The organism is Gammaproteobacteria bacterium, from assembly GCA_029862005.1.
In the GTDB taxonomy this organism is placed as follows: Bacteria; Pseudomonadota; Gammaproteobacteria.
On sequence record JAOTYD010000004.1, the window covers coordinates 1 to 17,172 of the forward strand.

Annotated in this window: 17 protein-coding genes; 12 read left to right on the top strand and 5 right to left on the bottom strand. The window is 53.1% G+C overall.

Going from position 1 to position 17,172, the window contains the following annotated elements:
• From OES20_03945 to OES20_03960, 4 genes are all read left to right on the top strand, one after another.
• On the top strand, positions 1-333 hold a 333-nt coding region (locus OES20_03945; protein MDH3633837.1), incomplete at its 5' end, for a TOBE domain-containing protein.
• Positions 334-486: 153 nt separating this feature from the next.
• Positions 487-1,500, top strand: a complete 1,014-nt coding sequence (locus OES20_03950) for an ABC transporter substrate-binding protein (protein MDH3633838.1) — start codon at positions 487-489, stop codon at positions 1,498-1,500.
• 99 nt (positions 1,501-1,599) lie between these two features.
• Positions 1,600-2,871 carry an ABC transporter permease gene (locus OES20_03955; GenBank protein ID MDH3633839.1) on the top strand — a complete coding sequence of 424 codons (1,272 nt, stop codon included), beginning with the start codon at positions 1,600-1,602 and terminating at the stop codon, positions 2,869-2,871.
• A 3-nt stretch (positions 2,872-2,874) separates the two neighbouring features.
• The gene (locus tag OES20_03960; protein MDH3633840.1) at positions 2,875-3,726 is read left to right on the top strand and encodes an ABC transporter permease; all 852 of its coding nucleotides are present in this window, start codon (positions 2,875-2,877) and stop codon (positions 3,724-3,726) included.
• Here the strand turns inward: OES20_03960 and OES20_03965 are convergent.
• Positions 3,723-4,622 carry a hypothetical protein gene (locus OES20_03965; protein ID MDH3633841.1) on the bottom strand — a complete coding sequence of 300 codons (900 nt, stop codon included), beginning with the start codon at positions 4,620-4,622 and terminating at the stop codon, positions 3,723-3,725. The genes OES20_03960 and OES20_03965 overlap by 4 nt on opposite strands.
• 569 nt (positions 4,623-5,191) lie before the next feature.
• Here OES20_03965 and OES20_03970 point away from each other — a divergent pair.
• Together OES20_03970 and OES20_03975 are read left to right on the top strand one after the other, a co-directional pair.
• Positions 5,192-5,422 (top strand): hypothetical protein, encoded by a 231-nt coding sequence (locus OES20_03970; protein MDH3633842.1) that lies wholly within the window; start codon positions 5,192-5,194, stop codon positions 5,420-5,422.
• Between the two features lie 6 nt (positions 5,423-5,428).
• On the top strand, positions 5,429-6,277 hold the full coding sequence (locus OES20_03975) for an AEC family transporter (GenBank protein ID MDH3633843.1): 849 nt from the start codon (positions 5,429-5,431) through the stop codon (positions 6,275-6,277).
• A gap of 369 nt (positions 6,278-6,646) precedes the next feature.
• On the opposite strand, the gene OES20_03980 is transcribed toward OES20_03975, so the two are convergent.
• Entirely contained in the window at positions 6,647-7,714 is a 1,068-nt protein-coding gene (locus tag OES20_03980; GenBank protein MDH3633844.1) for an alcohol dehydrogenase family protein, read from the bottom strand.
• Positions 7,715-7,947: 233 nt separating this feature from the next.
• On the opposite strand from OES20_03980, the gene OES20_03985 reads away from it, so the two are divergent.
• Positions 7,948-9,615: a tetratricopeptide repeat protein gene (locus OES20_03985; GenBank protein ID MDH3633845.1), complete on the top strand. Its 1,668-nt coding sequence runs from the start codon at positions 7,948-7,950 to the stop codon at positions 9,613-9,615.
• A 375-nt stretch (positions 9,616-9,990) separates the two neighbouring features.
• Here OES20_03985 and OES20_03990 read toward each other — a convergent pair whose 3' ends face one another.
• A complete protein-coding gene (locus OES20_03990) occupies positions 9,991-11,001 on the bottom strand; it encodes an NAD(P)-dependent oxidoreductase (protein ID MDH3633846.1) in 1,011 nt (336 codons plus the stop codon).
• Between the two features lie 126 nt (positions 11,002-11,127).
• Here OES20_03990 and OES20_03995 point away from each other — a divergent pair, with 126 nt between their 5' ends.
• Positions 11,128-11,424, top strand: a complete 297-nt coding sequence (locus OES20_03995; protein MDH3633847.1) for a virulence factor — start codon at positions 11,128-11,130, stop codon at positions 11,422-11,424.
• A 195-nt stretch (positions 11,425-11,619) separates the two neighbouring features.
• Here OES20_03995 and OES20_04000 read toward each other — a convergent pair whose 3' ends face one another.
• Complete coding sequence (locus OES20_04000) at positions 11,620-12,267, bottom strand: SOS response-associated peptidase (protein MDH3633848.1); 648 nt, start codon at positions 12,265-12,267, stop codon at positions 11,620-11,622.
• A 72-nt stretch (positions 12,268-12,339) separates the two neighbouring features.
• On the opposite strand from OES20_04000, the gene OES20_04005 reads away from it, so the two are divergent.
• A complete protein-coding gene (locus OES20_04005; GenBank protein ID MDH3633849.1) occupies positions 12,340-14,199 on the top strand; it encodes an ATP-binding cassette domain-containing protein in 1,860 nt (619 codons plus the stop codon).
• 2 nt (positions 14,200-14,201) lie between these two features.
• On the opposite strand, the gene OES20_04010 is transcribed toward OES20_04005, so the two are convergent.
• On the bottom strand, positions 14,202-14,675 hold the full coding sequence (locus tag OES20_04010; protein MDH3633850.1) for a YbaK/EbsC family protein: 474 nt from the start codon (positions 14,673-14,675) through the stop codon (positions 14,202-14,204).
• A 68-nt stretch (positions 14,676-14,743) separates the two neighbouring features.
• Between OES20_04010 and pcnB the strand changes: the two genes are divergently transcribed.
• The 3 genes from pcnB to OES20_04025 are packed head-to-tail and all read left to right on the top strand — an operon-like array spanning position 14,744 to position 17,163.
• A complete protein-coding gene (gene pcnB, locus OES20_04015; protein MDH3633851.1) occupies positions 14,744-16,030 on the top strand; it encodes a polynucleotide adenylyltransferase PcnB in 1,287 nt (428 codons plus the stop codon).
• The gene (gene folK, locus OES20_04020; GenBank protein ID MDH3633852.1) at positions 16,020-16,523 is read left to right on the top strand and encodes a 2-amino-4-hydroxy-6-hydroxymethyldihydropteridine diphosphokinase; all 504 of its coding nucleotides are present in this window, start codon (positions 16,020-16,022) and stop codon (positions 16,521-16,523) included. Before pcnB ends, folK begins: the two co-directional genes overlap by 11 nt.
• Entirely contained in the window at positions 16,516-17,163 is a 648-nt protein-coding gene (locus OES20_04025; GenBank protein ID MDH3633853.1) for a deoxynucleoside kinase, read from the top strand. The genes folK and OES20_04025 overlap by 8 nt, the downstream gene beginning before the upstream one ends.
• Positions 17,164-17,172 lie beyond the last annotated feature (9 nt).

Genomic DNA, 17,172 nt, shown 5'->3' on the forward strand with positions numbered 1-17,172 from the left:
ACGGTCAAGGTTGAGATCGACAACAACGCCGGTACCGTCATTGCCAAGAAAGTTAACGTTGGTGGAGTGGGTGATAGAAGTACATTATCACTCAGGCCCGAGCGCGTCACGGTTAATCCGGAACCGGGCTCATTACCCAATATTTTCAACGGCGTTGCCGAAGAATTGATTTACCTCGGGGACCACATCCGTACCCGTTTCACGGTATTGGGGCATGACGATTTTATTGTAAAGATTCCAAATTCAGCCAATCACGCGCAACTTGAAGAAGGTGGCACGGCTAATATCGGCTGGACTGCGGAAGACTGTCGAGCACTGGACCCATCGGATTAGTTTCCGGGGTAATAGGTCATTCGACAAATTTTTCGTTTATTTATAACTAGATACAAGCAAAGAGGAGCATTTTTGATGAACAAGATTTTAACAAAGACCCTGCTGGCAACAGTAGCAGCTGGAGTGGTCTCAATCGCCCACGCGGATACTACGATGGTCGTGGTTTCCTGGGGTGGTGCCTACACTAAAAGCCAGCAGCGTGCTTATCACGAGCCTTACATGAAATTGAATCCGGGCATTACCATAGTTAACGACGATTCCGCTTCGGAAGGAGCCTCAAAACTTAGGGCACAAGTGGAAGCAGGCAATGTTACCTGGGACTTACTCGACGCTGAAGCGCCAAATGCAATAACGTTATGCGACGAAGGCCTGGTCGAAGAAATTGATTTCGACAAGGATCTCGCTCCGGCACCCGATGGAACCCCGGCCAGTGTAGATTTCGGCAAGGCACTAGTATCAGACTGCTTTATTCCGCAGATCGCCTATTCGACCACACTTGGCTATCGTTCCGATATTTTTGATGTCGCGCCCACCAAAATGGCGGATGTCTTCGATCTGAAAAAATTCCCCGGCAAGCGTTCCCTCGAGAAACGTCCCGATCCGAATCTGGAATGGGCCCTGATTGCCGACGGCGTCGCGCCTGAAGATGTTTATAAAGTGCTGGATACCGAGGAAGGAGTCGCCAGAGCCTTCGCAAAACTGGACACCATCAAGGACCACGTTGTCTGGTGGACCAAGGGTTCCCAGCCGATGCAGTTACTCGCCGATGGAGAGGTGGCGTTTGGTTCCGCGTATAACGGCCGGTTGTTCGAGGCAATCGAGGTCAACAAGCAGCCGATTAAGATGCTCTGGGATGCACAAGCAATTCAGTTAGACGGCTGGGTGGTTCCCAAAGGTGCGCCTAATAAGGATGAAGTCATGAAATACCTGCGTTTTGCAACCGACACTCAACGGCTTGCAGACCAGGCGAAGTATATTTCCTATGGCCCCCTGCGCGCCTCTTCCGCACCGATGGTTGGTAAACATGCAGACCTCGGCATAGATATGGCCCCGCATATGCCAACGGCACCCGAGAATATGAAAGGAGCCATTTTCTATGATTTCGAATGGTGGGCGGATAACAAGGACGATTTGGCCGAACGTTTTGAAGCATGGCTGGCTAAATAAAGGCTGTTAGATAGAGGCTGTTAGAGAGACTCTAGTAAAAATTAATCCGGGGTTCCGATGAGGGCCCCGGATTAAACTAACGAAACGGAACAACATAAAATGGCTACTGCTGAAGCTGAAAATGAATTGATTACGACCGCCGATGGCGTTCCGTTGAAGGAAAGCCTGAAGAAGGCGCTTTGGCAACGCAAAAAAACAGCATTGCTGCTGGTGGCGCCACTCTTTCTCTTCGTCCTGATTACCTTCCTTATTCCTATTTTCGATATGCTCATTCGCAGCGTTGACAACTCTATTGCTGGCGAACAATTTCCAAATGTCGTCGTAGAAATAAGGAACTGGGACCTCGATTCCACTGAGTTACCCGATGAGGCAACGTTTCAGGCGCTGATAGAAGATTTCAAAGTTGGTGCCAAGGAAAAAACCATTAGCCGCCTGGGCAGGCGCCTGAACTATGAACAGTCGGGCATGTCCGGCCTGTTTAGAAAAACCGCGCGCAAGATCAAAAAACTGGAAAGCTGGGAATCTGCAAAAGCAGCAATGATTGCCATCGACAAGGATTGGGGCGACATCGAAACCTGGAGGCTGATCAAACGGGAAAGTGGTAAATACTCCAGTTCCTACTACCTCGCTGCATTCGATGCCCAAAAGAATAGCGATGGCTCGATTGCGATGAAAGCCGAGGACCAAAAAGTCTATATAGCCTTATTTTGGCGAACTATCAGGCTAAGTTTCACGATAACCTTTCTTACCATAATTTTGGGTTACCCGATCGCCTACCTGTTATCGACCGTAAAAACCAAGACCAGTAATATGTTAATTATCCTGGTGTTACTGCCATTTTGGACCTCACTTCTGGTCAGAACCTCGTCCTGGATAGCGCTGTTACAAAAAGAAGGCGTGTTAAACGATATCCTGGTTGGTATCGGAATACTGGGTGACGATAATCGGCTGGCGATGATTCATAACGAAACCGGCACCGTTATCGCGATGACCCATATCCTGCTGCCGTTCATGGTTTTGCCGCTATTCAGCGTGATGAAAACCATTCCGCCAAGTTGGGTGCGAGCGGCACGATCGATGGGGGCAACCCCGTTTACAGCGTTTTGGCGCATTTACCTGCCCAATACCATCCCAGGTATCGGAGCGGGCGGTATCCTGGTTTTTATATTAGCCATTGGTTATTACATCACTCCGGCGCTGGTTGGCGGTACCAAGGGCACCTTGATCAGCAACTTTATCGCCTATCATATTTCAACATCTCTGAACTGGGGCCTGGCCGCCGCGCTTGGAACCATACTGCTGCTGCTGGTATTGGCCTTGTATATTCTGTACGACAAAGTTGTCGGCATCAATAATATGAAACTGGGGTAGACGATGGCCTTACCGATTCACGCCACACTAGGCGAACGCATCTGGCACTACTGCTTTTTAACCATCTGCGTATTAATATTCTTATTCCTGATATTTCCGATACTGATTATTTTGCCGCTATCGTTCAACGCGCAGCCATTTTTCTCTTTTACTTCGGAAATGCTCCAGCTCCAGCCAGAAGCATTTACCACCAAGTGGTACGAGGAATTTTTAAATAGCCGTAACTGGCAAGGTGCCGTTAGAAACAGTTTCATCATCGCTTTCTTTTCAACGATCATATCAACTTTCCTGGGCACCCTGGCCGCACTGGGACTGAGTCGGCCCGATTTCCCGTTTAAAACCACGATAATGGGGCTACTGATTTCGCCTATGGTGGTGCCGCTGATCATTTCCGCCGCGGGGATGTTTTTCTTCTATTCGAGAATCGGATTGCAGGGTACGCATGTCGGTGTCATATTGGCACACGCGGCCCTGGCAACTCCGTTTGTGGTGATTACAGTTACCGCCACGCTCACCGGTTTCGATCACAGTCTGACTCGGGCAGCTGCCAGCCTGGGATCTAACCCCACCCATACTTTCTTCCATGTCACCGTGCCGCTGATCATACCCGGCGTCATTTCCGGGGCGCTGTTTGCGTTTATTACCTCTTTCGATGAAGTCGTGGTGGTGTTATTCGTTGGCAGTTACAACCAGAGAACCATACCCTGGCAAATGTTTTCGGGAATCAGGGAGCAGATAAGCCCCACCATTATGGCAGTTGCTACCATATTGATTATGATATCAGTCGCATTATTGGTATTTTTGGAACTGATGCGCCGGCGAACTGAACGCCTACGCGGCATTACGCCCCACTAATCGGCAACAGAAAATCCTGTCTGGTGAACAACACCGGCGGCTATTAACTCATCGATTTCAGGCCACCACATACTCTCCGGGGGGTGCATAAATATTTTGTCGATAAACTCCGGTGCTACTCCCTGATTTACAAATATCGCCATGTCTTTGGCTTGTTCGTTGTCAACATTGATCGAGGGAATAAGGCTGTAGGTCTTGTACTGATGAAATCCCAGTCTCGCGTTCGTTCCCAGTGAGCGGGTAGTGCCGGCAACAAACGCTGTGGTGCAAGACGACAGGCATTGTTCCAGAGAAAAAGTTTGCAACTTGTTTTCCCTGATTAATCTTGCTAACCCCCTACCTTCGTATATCTGACCACCCTCACTATCGAGAATTATCCCCGTGACTCGTGGATGCCGGTCAATTAAATCCGAGACATTATTCGTGATGCCGATTTCGAGCGGGCCGCGCAAGTGAATGAGGGTATCTTGTTTGATCAAATCCAGTGAGTATTCAGGGATTGGTGGCTTGATTCGTTCGAGCGCCAGCTTTTGTTTATAAATTTGCAGAGACTGATAGGTCTCTAATGTCGAAATCAAAATTACCGCCAAACTCACGGCCACGGCAAATTGTGCTGCAAGCGCCCGCATCCGGCCGGTGTTCAATCTGATACGCGTAGCACAGGAGCGTAAAACGCCAACCACCTGCCAGGGATAAATGACCAACTTTACGACGATAAAGTAAACGATTACAGCGATCGTGACGGCAATTTCATCGACGATAAAGGGTGGGAATAGTAATCGCTCCAGCAGGCCAAGTAATAAAAACAACAGCACAAAATTAACCCAAAAGGCCTGGGTTAACGAGACCCTACCCTGCCAATGTTTCTTTATGTAATCTAATAAATAAGTTTTCACTAAAGCCCACAAATTCAGGACGTAGATGGTCCGACCATATAATCACCAGTCCGGGTTCCAGTCGTTTATACTACAGCGATTTGAAGTGAATGGGAGCCATACATTACCGTCTGGGACGGCCAGGTACTCGAAGAAGAATGGCCGGTATTACTCACAGGCGTACCAAATAAAGATGAGGCCAGGGAGTTCCTGGTTCATGCATCATCACCGGCGCAGCAAGCAGCTCTGACCAGGTACATCAATTACGGTCCGATGCGGGCATCTGCAATTGACATTATCCGCGACGGAGAACCATGGATTCATAACGGTAAAGACGTTTTCGAACACATACCGATCTGCCCAGAAGTTATGCCTCGCACAATTGTTGCCGATCCCGAATGGTGGGCCGACTATGGCGGATCCGTGGATGAGCGTTACACAGCCTGGATTAGCTCGCTCTAACAACAATGACAACCTTGTAAACCCCGGGTACTATTCGGATCGATACTTTTTGTCGCTACCGTCATGAGACCTCAGATCCTACCGAAAAGCCTACATCTTGTATTTGAAAAAATGTTAGCCGTATCGATATGAATACGGGTGACAGGGTGTACTACCTGTACATCGATAAAAACGGCACCCCGATAAAATTCGCCGCCATCGTGCTGGGGCTCGAGGCGGACGGTATCCTGATTCGCGTCGGACGTTACGATGTGCACAGCAAAGAAGTATCGACCTTTGAATCGGTCGTTTCGGAAGCATCGTTGCAGCCACGTAGCATACCCTGTAGCTATGAAGATGAACTGCAGGAAAAGGCGTAACCGTCCTTGATCACAACCCTCAATGCCATCGCGCCAATCTTCCTGATCATCGCCACCGGTTACCTGTTGTTCAAAACCCGGATTGTCGACGAGTCGGTATGGTCGGCGATCGAGCATATCTGTTTCTACCTGCTGTTTCCGTTTCTAATCATACGCACGCTCAGCCGCGCCGATCTTGGCAGCGTGCCGGTAATCGATTTCATGATCGTAATCATCGTTGCCATTATTGGCATGTCGGTATTGCTGATCCTGACACAGGTGCTGGTGTGGCGGCGTTTTCCGCAAAGCGGGCCGAGTTTCAGCAGCATATTTCAGGGTGCGACCCGATTCCATGGTTTCGTCGCAATCGCCGTCATCGGCCCTCTTTACGGTGATGCCGGAGTAACCCTGGCGGCGCTGGCGCTCGCTGTCATGGTGCCGCTACTGAATGTCATTTCGGTCGTCGTGTTATCGATTTACGGACACAGCGAGACCCGGCCGCAAGTGGTGGTGATAGGCAAAAAAATAGCGACCAACCCGTTGATTATCGCCTGTATCGTGGGCTTGTTGTTCAACTGGCTGGGCATGCCTGACATACTGTTCGACGCGATCGACATCATCGGTGCCGGTGGTCTCGGACTGGCATTGCTCGCGGTTGGTGCGGGTATGAACCTGGGCCAGGCGGCACAGCACAAAATGCTGCTCACGATCGGTGTCCTGACCCGCCTGATCGGCATGCCCGCGATCGTCATCGCAATGTCGTGGCTGGTCGGGCTCGACGGGCTTGCGCGTACAGTTGCGATCATCGCCGGCGCGGTCCCGACCGCGGCGTCGGCTTATGTCATGGCGCGCAAAATGGGGGCAATGCAGAGCTGATGTCGAGTATCGTGACCTTCCAGGTCATCGTCGCTTTCTTTACGCTGCCGTTATTTATCTATATCGCCGAACAGCCCTAGAGGACGTCATCACTTCGAGCCTGGCTTTGTTGCTAATTTTATCGATGTAACAATAAGGTGGGCGGAAAACTTTTTTGACGAGCAAAAAAGTATTCCGCCCACGGTGACCAGCATAGTTACCTAAAAGGAGTCAGGAAAACCTGTCATACCACAGCTGGACCTCAACAGAGCCCTGTCATCCCGCGGCTTGACCGCGGGTTCCAGTACTCGATTACCTGCAAGCTAATAAAATCTAACGGCTACCGCGATCGAGCCGCGGGATGACAGTTTTCTGGAGCGTGGTAAGTCCTCAAGATTGTGGGGGGATCAGGACAAAGTTACCAAAATGCTGTTTCTTGAGGAATTCCTGTTGCGCGATTGCGATATCTTCTAGCGGGAAAATTTTTGCGACCAGCGGAATGATTTCACCACGCTCGATATAGCCGACCAGGTTCGGAAACACCGGTTCATCCCAGGCGGTACAGCCGATCAACCTTAAATCCTTGAGATAGAAATCTCGCATATCCATGTTCACCATCGGCCCGGCGATGGCACCAGATGATGCGTAACGCCCGCCCCGGCTGAGCAGTTTGAGCAGGGGGGTAAATCCGGCACCGGCAACATTATCGATCACCACATCAACACTGGACTCTCCCAGTTCTGCGATCAGATCAGTGCCGCGTTCGACGATGCGATCGATATTAAGGTGCGCAACCGAGTCAATTTTAGACTTTCCGACGATCGCGGTTACCCGTGCACCCCTGCGTTTTGCCAGCTGCACCACGGCCGAACCGACGCCACCCGAGGCCCCGGGCACCAGCACATGGTCACTCGCGCCAACGCCGGCTCGATGAACCATGTTCTCTGCCGTGCCGTAGGCGCAGGGAATGGTCGCCAGTTCTACATCGCTCCAGTCACAATCTACACTGAATACTTCGCTCGCCGGTACTTTAACGTACTGCGCGAAGGCGCCGTCAAAATCCGAGGCCATCCAGATATTGTCGAGCGAATCGAATCCGTCGACACGCATGCAGGCACGCACCAGCACGCGCTGACCTGTCCACGAGGCGTCGACATCCTCGGCCCGCGCTACCACCTCACCACAGCAATCGGTTCCCTGGATGAACGGGAACGGCGTGGCCCGGTTCCAGCCACCATCGGCGAGTTCGCCGGGATCTCGATCGTTATCGGCGAACTGCTCGGTGCCGCTGGTTACCGACGACGAATACCAGCCCAGGCGCGTATTGATCTCGGTGTTATTAATCCCCGCGGCGAGCACCTTTAGTAATAGTTCGCCGGATTCAAGCCTGGGGATCGGCACGTCGCGATAGTCGAGCTTGTCATAGTCTCCATTGCCGGTTGTTACTACCGCTTTCATGCTTTCCTGGCCGGGATTAAGATCGAACCGATTGGGTTTGCTACGGGTTAAATAACTGAGATCGGGCATTTTCTTTTCCCTGTATCGATGACCGGCAGCATAATCGTCGCAACCAAATTTGTCGAATGACTCCCTGTATTCCTACCGGTTTAAAACAGGATTCTGTGATACAAATCCTGTACTGTTTAGCCAACAAATCACTATAATCGTTGGGGATTTATTAAAATAATTATATGCACGACTATTTCAATCTCGGCAATTACCAGCGACCAATAACCACTTCCGTCGAAGCGGCACAAACCTGGTTTACGCGTGGTTTGATCTGGTGTTATGGCTTCAACCAGGAGGAAGCCGTGCGCTGTTTTGACAAAGTTATCGAGCTCGATCCAAAGTGCGCGATGGGCTACTGGGGCATCGCTTACGCGGCCGGTCCTTTTTATAACAAGCCCTGGGCATGGTTCGGATTCCAGGAACGTGACGAGGCGATCGCCTACTGCCACGAATACGCGTCCAGGGCAGCAGCATTAAAGCAAAATGCCAGCCCGGTTGAGCAGGCACTGATCAACGCACTATGCGCGAAACATCCGGCCGCAGAGGCAAAAGACCAGGCGGCACTGGATAACTGGGCGCAGGACTACGCCGATGCAATGCGGCGTGTTTACGATGAATTTGCCGAAGATCTCGATGTCATTTGCCTGTGCGCGGAAGCGGTCATGAACCTGACGCCGTGGAAGCTGTGGGATTTACATCATGGCGTCCCGGCGCAAGATGCCTGTACCGAAGAGGCAATCGCAATTCTCGAGCATGGCCTGGGAATTGTGGCACGGGAAAATCTCGAACCCCATCCAGGCATCCTGCATTTTTACATCCACGTTTACGAAATGTCGCCCACGCCCGAGAAAGCATTACCCTGTGCCGATCAATTGCGCAATCTATGCCCCGAGGCCGGGCACCTGGTTCACATGGCGAGCCACATCGACAGCCTCTGTGGGCATTGGCAGAATGCCGCCGATGCCAATCGCCGCGCGATCAAGGTCGATCGCGAATATGTCAAACTGCGCGGTCGTGACGAGTTTTACATGATCTCGATCGTGCACAATCACGACTTCAACATCTGGGCGTCGATGTTTCTCGGTCAGTTTGACGAAGCCTTGCAAAGCGCCGATGAAATCTGCGACCTGGTACGCGACAAGAGGCGACTCGGCGACAAGTGGTACCTGGCCTCGACCCTCGACGGCTACTATGCCGGGCGCGCCCACGTACTGGTGCGTTTCGGGCGCTGGCAACAGATCTGTGATGAAGACATGCCCTATAAGCCCGACGCAGTGCCGATTACGACGATTCTGCTGGTGTACGCCAAGGCAATCGCGCATGCGGCCCTCGGTGATCTCGATTCGGCACGTACCTACCAGCAGGAATTTTACAAACGCTATCGACAGGTGCCCGAATGGCACATCATGGCAAATAATCCGAGTCGCGACATTCTTGCGGTTGCGCAGGCCATGATGAATGGTGAAGTCGAGTATCACGCCGGTAATCACGAGCTCGGGTTTCGTTACCTGCGTGAGGCAACCGTACTTTGCGATAACCTCGAGTACTCGGAGCCCTGGCCCTGGATGCACCCACCGCGTCATGCGCTCGGTGCGCTGTTACTCGAGCAAGGTCGTGTCGATGAAGCCCTTATCCATTACCAGGATGACCTCGGCATCTACAATCGTCTACCGCGCTGCGCCCAGCATCCCGGCAATATCTGGGGTCTGCACGGTTATCATGAATGCCTGACCCGACTCGGACGGCTTGACGAGGCTGAGGCGATCAAACCGCGCCTCGATGAAGCGATGCGACAATCCGATATCGAGATCAAGTCTTCCTGCTGCTGTCGCGGCATGAAAGCCAGCTAACCTTCCGGTCCTTACGCAAAAAGATACTGCCAGGGCTCGCGGAAAACATTTTTGACGGGCAAAAATGTATTCCGCGCGCTGGAACTATCTAGATGGCGTTAAAAGAATCGGGAAAACCAGTCGCCACCTTCTCAAAACTTTAAGTTAGTACGGGCTATCACCAGAACTAAAAACAGCCGAGTCGATGAGTATGACAAACTATTTACGTGAACTTGACCGGCATTCCTGACCCTCTCAATGCTGCCTCGGTGGTCACAGTGGGTGAAATACATTTTTGCTCGTCAAAAATGTTTTTCACCCGCCCCTGCACGATCCCCTGCTTCGAAGAGGCCTAGCGTATCGAAAATAGCCAGATCAGTGTGAGTGAGATTAAAGCTAACGGCCTCTTACCTGGACTTCGTGGCCCGATTCCTCGGGTTCGTCGTCGACCATTTCCGGCGGGAAGCCGGGGGCGAGAATCTCGACCTGCGCTTTTTCCTCCAGACGCTTGATGATATTGGGAGATAACTCGCGCGGCCCGTAACGTTCCTGACCCTGCTGAAATATCTGCTCCATCAGCGGCGCCAACTCGAGTTCGAGCCCACCCCGTTTCGCAACATCGTTGAACAGCCCGATGTCCTTGCAGACCAGGTCCATGGTAAAGCTGATATCGCGACTACCGTTTAATATGACCTGGCTTTCGGTTTCGTGCACGAAGGAGTTGCCGGATGAGATTCTGATTGCCTCGTAGGTCGTGTTCATATCCATACCGGCGACCTTGGAAGTAACCAGCGCCTCGCACAGGCTTAACAAGTTCGCGGTCGCGAGATAATTGGTGACGACTTTCAGCACCGAGGCTGAACCGAGTTCCCCGGTGTGCAGGATGCGCCGTCCCATCGTGGTCAACAGCGGCAACATGGTTTCGAAAGTCGCGCGCTCACAACCGGCAAAGATGGCGATGTTACCGGTTGCCGCACGGTGACAACCGCCGGAAACCGGGCAATCGACCGGTTCGGCACCTACCGCCCTGACCTTTTCACCCAGACGCAGCACTTCATCCTTGTCGGTTGTGCTCATCTCCGCCCAGACCTTGCCTGGACCCAGGCCCGCCAGCGCGCCGTCTTCGGCTTCCATGACCATTGCGCTGGCGGCCGGACTCGGCAGGCAGGTTATCAGGACGTCGACGTTTTGCGCCATCTCTCGCGGACTATCAGCCCATGCGGCGCCGCCATCGAGAAACGGCTGTGCGATCCCTGCATCCAGATCCCTGACTGTCAGGTTGACACCGTTTCGCAGCAGGCTGCCGGCAAGCTTGCCACCCACATTTCCAAGACCGATAAAACCCACTTTAAGCATTTGAATCCACCCCGAGACCGAATCAAAACTGCGCCGAATTCTACGCTTCATTTCCCGCCCGGGTAAACAATATTTTTGTTCATGCCCGATCGATCAACTTGATGCTGGATTTGGATCCCGCGCATCTTTATACTCGCGCTGCCTTGCAACCCTATATCACTACTCGAGACTTGACTGATGGCTAAACTCACAACCGTATACTGGCGCGACATCCCGGCCCAGGTTATCGCCAAGGAACGCCGCGACACGGCCAAGATCGTGCTCACTGAGCGCTTTGCCGAAGCCATCGACAAGGCCGCAATGCGTGCCAGGATGGCAGGAACGGATGCTTACCTCGAGCAGTGGCGGCGCGAGGTTGTCAATTGCGGCAAGGATTTGCAGGCCGCGGTCGATGATGCTGCCAAAAAGCTCGAACATGACTACGATGACGCACGTCTCGAGGCATTGATCAGTAACGGGGGCAACAACAGCTGAATCGATGATGCTGCAGGGGCGAGCGGAAAACTTTTTTGACAGGCAAAAAAGTATTCCGCGCGCTGTGACCAGTATCAGGATGGCCTTATGAAGTATGTCATTCCGGCGCAAGCCGGAATCCAGTCCAGCTATCCCGCACGCAATGCGCCTCCTCCTGGATCCCGCGGTTAAACCGCGGGATGACATAACTAACTGTCATTCCAACGGCTTGATCAAATCAGGGCCCTCGTTACGCGAATTGCTGACGGCGCTACTGACGGCGTAATACTGGTAATCGGGAGCAGTTTCAAGTAACAGTTGGTCAGCGGCGTCGGTTTGATCCGAGCTACAGTCAAGCCAGGCCGTATAATCCTGCGGCGCGATATAAACCGGCATGCGTTGATGTAATTCCTGCATTGTACCCCTGGCCTCGGTCGTCAGCACCGCGCAGGATTGAATTTCATTGCCCTCGGCATCCTGCCAGTGTTCCCAGATACCGGCCATTGAAAAAAGTTGATGATCGATATGGCAGCAGTAGGGTTGCTTATGTCCGTTTTCGAGCCGCCATTCGTAGAATCCGTTGGCCGGCACCAGGCAACGGCGACGTTTATAGGCGTTGCGGAATGAAGGTTTCTCGGCGACGGTTTCGGCGCGCGCATTAAACATTCGGTTCCCCATCGTAACATCCTTCGACCAGGAGGGAATCAGTCCCCAGCGATAGAGGCTGAATTTTGAGTCGCTGAGTGCCAGCACCGCGGTTGTCGGTGCGATGTTATAACGCGCCGTGAAAAGGTCGGGTGGGGGCACATTGTAATGCTCTATAATATCGCCAGCCTGGGCATCCAGAAAAAACCGTCCACACATTACGACCCCCGAATCAACTTTCAAATCGACGTGAATACCGCATAATAACGCAGTTTCACTCGCGCTAGACAGATGCCACTGCTACAGGCCAGGAATCTTCACCACAGCTTTGGTGACCAACCGTTGCTTGATAACGTCAACCTGACGCTCGAAGCGGGTGAACGGGTGTGCCTGGTCGGACGCAACGGTAGCGGTAAATCGACCCTGTTGAAAATTATCGCGGGTAATATAAAGGCAGACGAGGGCGAAATCACTCACGCTGCCGAGATGCGCGTTGCAGCCCTTCAGCAGGATGTTCCCAAGAAATTCGATGGCAGCGTTTACGACTGTATCGCCCTGGGCATCGGTGAACTCGCCGGGATCATCACCAAATGGCATCACGCGGCGCTTGAATCGACGACGAATCCTGGCGCTCTCGATCGCATGCAGTCCTACCAGGATCAAATCGAAGCACACGACGCCTGGAATCTTGAAACCCGGATTTCGAGCACGATTTCGCGTCTGTCGCTGCCGGCCGACCAGCTTTTCGACGGACTTTCCGGCGGTATGAAGCGACGGGTCCTGCTCGGCCAGGCGCTGGTAGCGGAACCGGATTTACTGTTACTCGACGAGCCTACCAATCATCTCGATATCGATTCGATTCTGTGGCTCGAAAACCTGTTGCTGGGATTCAACGGTACACTGGTATTTATCACCCACGATCGCAGCTTCCTGCAGCGACTCGCAACCCGCATCATCGATCTTGACCGCGGACAGTTGACTAGCTGGCCCGGCGACTACGAGAGGTACCTGGAGGCGCGGGCCGCGCAACTGGAAACCGAGGCTCGACATAACGCGCTGTTTGACAAAAAACTGGCGCAGGAAGAAAACTGGATCAGGCAGGGCATCAAGGCACGGCGTACGCGCAACGAGGGTCGTGTGCGTGCCCTGGAGAAGATGCGCAGGGAACGGGCAATGCGGCGCGAACGCAGCGCAAGCGCGACGTTAATCACGCAACAGGCAGAGACCTCGGGCAAGATCGTTATCGAAGCTGAAAACCTCGGCTTCAGCTGGGAGGACAAACCGATCGTCAGCAATTTCAGCTGCAAGATACTGCGCGGTGAAAAAATCGGAATCCTGGGTCCAAACGGTTGCGGAAAATCGACGCTGATTCAGCTGTTGCTTGGTCAGCTGAAGCCGCAGACGGGCTGGATCAGAACCGGCACCCGGCTCGAGATTGCCTATTTCGATCAACATCGTGAAACACTCGATCCAGAGATATCGGTACGCGACAATCTCGGCGCGGCGGGCGACCAGGTCACGATCAACGGACAGTCACGGCACGTGGTCGGTTACCTGAAGGACTTCCTGTTCAACGAGAAATCAATCCACATGCCGGTTAAGGCGCTGTCGGGTGGAGAACGCAATCGGCTGCTGCTGGCGCGCCTGTTTACGCGCCCCTTCAACCTGCTGGTCATGGATGAACCGACCAATGATCTAGATATCGAAACCCTGGAATTACTCGAGGCACTCATCATCGACTACAGCGGCACGCTGTTGCTGGTCAGCCACGACCGCGTCTTTATCGACAACACGGTCACCAGCACGCTGGTATTCGAAGGTCCCGGCCTGGTCAGGGAATATGTCGGTGGTTACGAGGACTGGTTGCGCCAGCGTCCGCAGGACAAAACCGTCACCTCGAAATCATCGGTCGCACAAAATCCGGTAACAACAGCGCCCAGGCGCCAACCCGATCAAAATGAGTTACGCGCCCTGCCCGGCAAGATTGAAAAACTGGAAGCCCGGATCGAGATCCTGCAGCTGAAAGCCAGTACACCGGATTATTACCAACAGGACGCCAAAGTCATTCGCGACGAACAGCAGCGGTTACAGCAGCTCGAGTCCGAGCTGCAGGATCTGTACCATCGCTGGGAAGAACTCGAAGCGGGATAGCTTCAATCCTGGGCAATGTCGAGCCAGGCGCCTTGGGTAATCTGCTGCAACTGTTGCGGGTTCATGCGAAATACCGATTCCGGGGTACCGGCGGCTACCCAGATTACGGCGTGACGCCACAGCGAATCATCGAGCAGGGTACGCAGCGATTTGGCATGGCCCACTGGCGGCACTCCGCCGATCGCAAATCCGGTCTGTTGCCGCACAAATTCCGCGTCGGCCTTGCCGAGCTCGATTCCGGTTTCAAGTCTCACTTTTTGCAGGTCGACGCAACGATCGCCGGCGCACATAATCAGCACTGCTTCGTTATTGGCCTGGTCCCTGAAGATCAATGAATTCGCAATCTGACCAACCTCGCAACCGAGCGCATCGGCGGCCAGTTGTGCGGTTCGCACCGCGTCCGACAAAATCCTGATCTCGCATTCGTATCCTGCCCGTTCGAGACAGTTCTTCACTTTGAGGTTGGCGGGTTTCACCGAAACTAACGCTACTTTCGCGATCTGAAATGCTATGATGCCGACATTCTACAGGATCGAAAAACCGAGTGAAGCACAGAGAGGCGAGTTCAGACAAGTTAGTCGTTATATCCCGGAACCAGCACGCTATTTCAAGAAAATCGATATCCGATTCCGCACTCAAGGTGCTTTATCGGTTGTCCAAGTCAGGCCATAGAGCCTGCCTGGTGGGCGGGGGTGTACGCGACCTGCTGCTCAAGATGCAGCCCAAGGATTTTGACGTGGCCACCGATGCCACGCCGGAGGAAGTGCGTGCACTGTTTAAAAATAGCCGCATCATCGGGCGTCGTTTCCGACTGGTCCACATCCGCTTCGGCAGAGACATCATCGAAGTCGCAACGTTTCGAGCCCATGACGAGGATTCACCCAAAACTGAACTCGATCGTCACGGGCGCATTTTACGTGATAATACCTTCGGCGATATCGAGGAAGATGCGCTGCGTCGGGACTTTACCGTCAATGCCCTCTACTACGATATCCATGATTACTCGGTGCTCGATTACGTCGGTGGATTACAGGATATCGAAGACCGGCAATTGCGCCTGATCGGTGACGCGGCAACGCGTTACCAGGAAGATCCGGTGCGCATGCTGCGCGCGGTGAGATTTGCGGCCAAGCTCGATTTTTCGATTGAAGAATCAGCTGCGAGTGAAATTTACGAATACGGCCACCTGCTCGCGGTCATTCCACCGGCACGGATGTTCGATGAAGTGATCAAGCTGTTTCACTCGGGTAAGGCTGTGCGTGTGTTTGAGCTGCTGCGCGAGTACCGACTGCTAAAATACCTGGTGCCCGCCCTGGACGAGTGGTTGCAGGAAGAACCCAGCGAATCGATGCTCGACTTTATCGACCAGGCGCTGGTTAATACCGATAACCGTGTTAACACCGGTCAATCGGTATCACCCGGTTTTATTTTCGCGATCCTGCTATGGCCGGTAGTACAGCAACAGGCAATCCGGATGCAGCCGGACCGACAGAAAATGATAGGCGCACTGGCCCAGGTCGGCGAAACCGTTATGAAACGCCAGGTGCGCCACGTTTCGATACCGCGACGCTTTAGCCAGATGGCGCGCGATATCTGGACTTCGCAGCCGCGTTTTCATCGCACCCAGGGCAAACAACCAATGCGCCTGCTGGCCTATCCGGTGTTTCGTGCGGCCTATGATTTCATGTGCATACAGGCGATGGTCGGATTGTTCCCGCATCGGCTCAGTCACTGGTGGACTGATTTCCAAAGCAAACACGAGGTTGTCGCCGAGCCGTCACGAAAAAAAACACAGCAACCACGAAGACGGCAAAGACGCAATGCCGGCTGAAGAAGTTTTCATTGGGTTGGGGAGCAACATCGGCGATTCATCGACCATCGTTGAGCAGGCCATGATCGCGCTGGGTAATATCAGCCATTGCAGTCTGCGCGCGAGTTCGTCGCTGTATCGCAGCGAAGCGATCGGCGATATTCCGCAGGATGACTATATCAACGCCGTTGTGCTGCTCGATACCAGCCTCGAGCCGATCGAATTACTGCTCGAAATGCAGGCCATTGAATACGCCTATTATCGCCGCCGCGAGCAGGAAGAACGCTGGGCGCCGCGCACCCTCGACCTGGATATAATCCTGTTCGGCGATCGCAGTATCGACGACAGTCACCTGGTTATTCCGCATCCACAGTTTGCGCAGCGATTATTCGTCCTCGAACCGATGTTTGAGATCGATGGCGACCGATTTATTCCGGGATACGGTAGTTTGAGTTATCTTATCGATAATGCCCCTGCAATCTCGCTCGAAAAGCTGGTAAATTCGCGTGACTGAACGGTTTCGCTACATTGTGGTCGAGGGCCCGATCGGGGTTGGCAAGACCAGTCTTGCCAGCAAGCTGGCCGATGAATTTGAAAGCGAGTTACTGCTGGAGAAACCCGAGGAGAACCCGTTCCTCGCCAACTTTTATCACAATCCCCGTCAATATGCGTTATCGGCACAGCTACATTTCCTGTTACAGCGCGCACAACAGGTACAGGATTTCCGCCAGGCCGACATGTTTCATGGATCCTACATTGCCGATTTCATGGTCGACAAGGACAGACTGTTTGCGCAGATGACGCTCAGTAGCGACGAGCTTGCGCTTTACCAGAAAATCTATACGCACCTGACGCTTGATGCACCAAAGCCCGACCTGGTGATTTACCTGCAGGCACCCGTGGAGACGCTGCGCCAACGCATCGCGCGACGCGGAATCGATTACGAACAGCAGATTCGCGATGACTATCTGATGCGCCTGTCAGAATCCTACACCCGCTTTTTTTATGACTACGATGACAGTGCACTACTCACCGTTAATACCGAGTCTACAGATCTGATCAATAATCCCGATGACTACGCGGCAATACTCGAAAAAATTAGTAATATCCATTCTGGACGTCACTATTTCAATCAGTCATCATTCGCCCTCTAGCGAGCCCGG

Coding starts and splice junctions, on each gene's coding strand:
- OES20_03950 (MDH3633838.1), top strand. CDS start 487: ATGGTCGTGGTTTCCTGGGGTGGTGCCTACACTAAAAGCCAGCAGCGT.
- OES20_03955 (MDH3633839.1), top strand. CDS start 1,600: ATGGCTACTGCTGAAGCTGAAAATGAATTGATTACGACCGCCGATGGC.
- OES20_03960 (MDH3633840.1), top strand. CDS start 2,875: ATGGCCTTACCGATTCACGCCACACTAGGCGAACGCATCTGGCACTAC.
- OES20_03970 (MDH3633842.1), top strand. CDS start 5,192: ATGAATACGGGTGACAGGGTGTACTACCTGTACATCGATAAAAACGGC.
- OES20_03980 (MDH3633844.1), bottom strand. CDS start 7,714: ATGAAAGCGGTAGTAACAACCGGCAATGGAGACTATGACAAGCTCGAC.
- OES20_03985 (MDH3633845.1), top strand. CDS start 7,948: ATGCACGACTATTTCAATCTCGGCAATTACCAGCGACCAATAACCACT.
- OES20_03990 (MDH3633846.1), bottom strand. CDS start 11,001: ATGAAGCGTAGAATTCGGCGCAGTTTTGATTCGGTCTCGGGGTGGATT.
- OES20_03995 (MDH3633847.1), top strand. CDS start 11,128: ATGGCTAAACTCACAACCGTATACTGGCGCGACATCCCGGCCCAGGTT.
- OES20_04000 (MDH3633848.1), bottom strand. CDS start 12,267: ATGTGTGGACGGTTTTTTCTGGATGCCCAGGCTGGCGATATTATAGAG.
- OES20_04005 (MDH3633849.1), top strand. CDS start 12,340: ATGCCACTGCTACAGGCCAGGAATCTTCACCACAGCTTTGGTGACCAA.
- folK (MDH3633852.1), top strand. CDS start 16,020: ATGCCGGCTGAAGAAGTTTTCATTGGGTTGGGGAGCAACATCGGCGAT.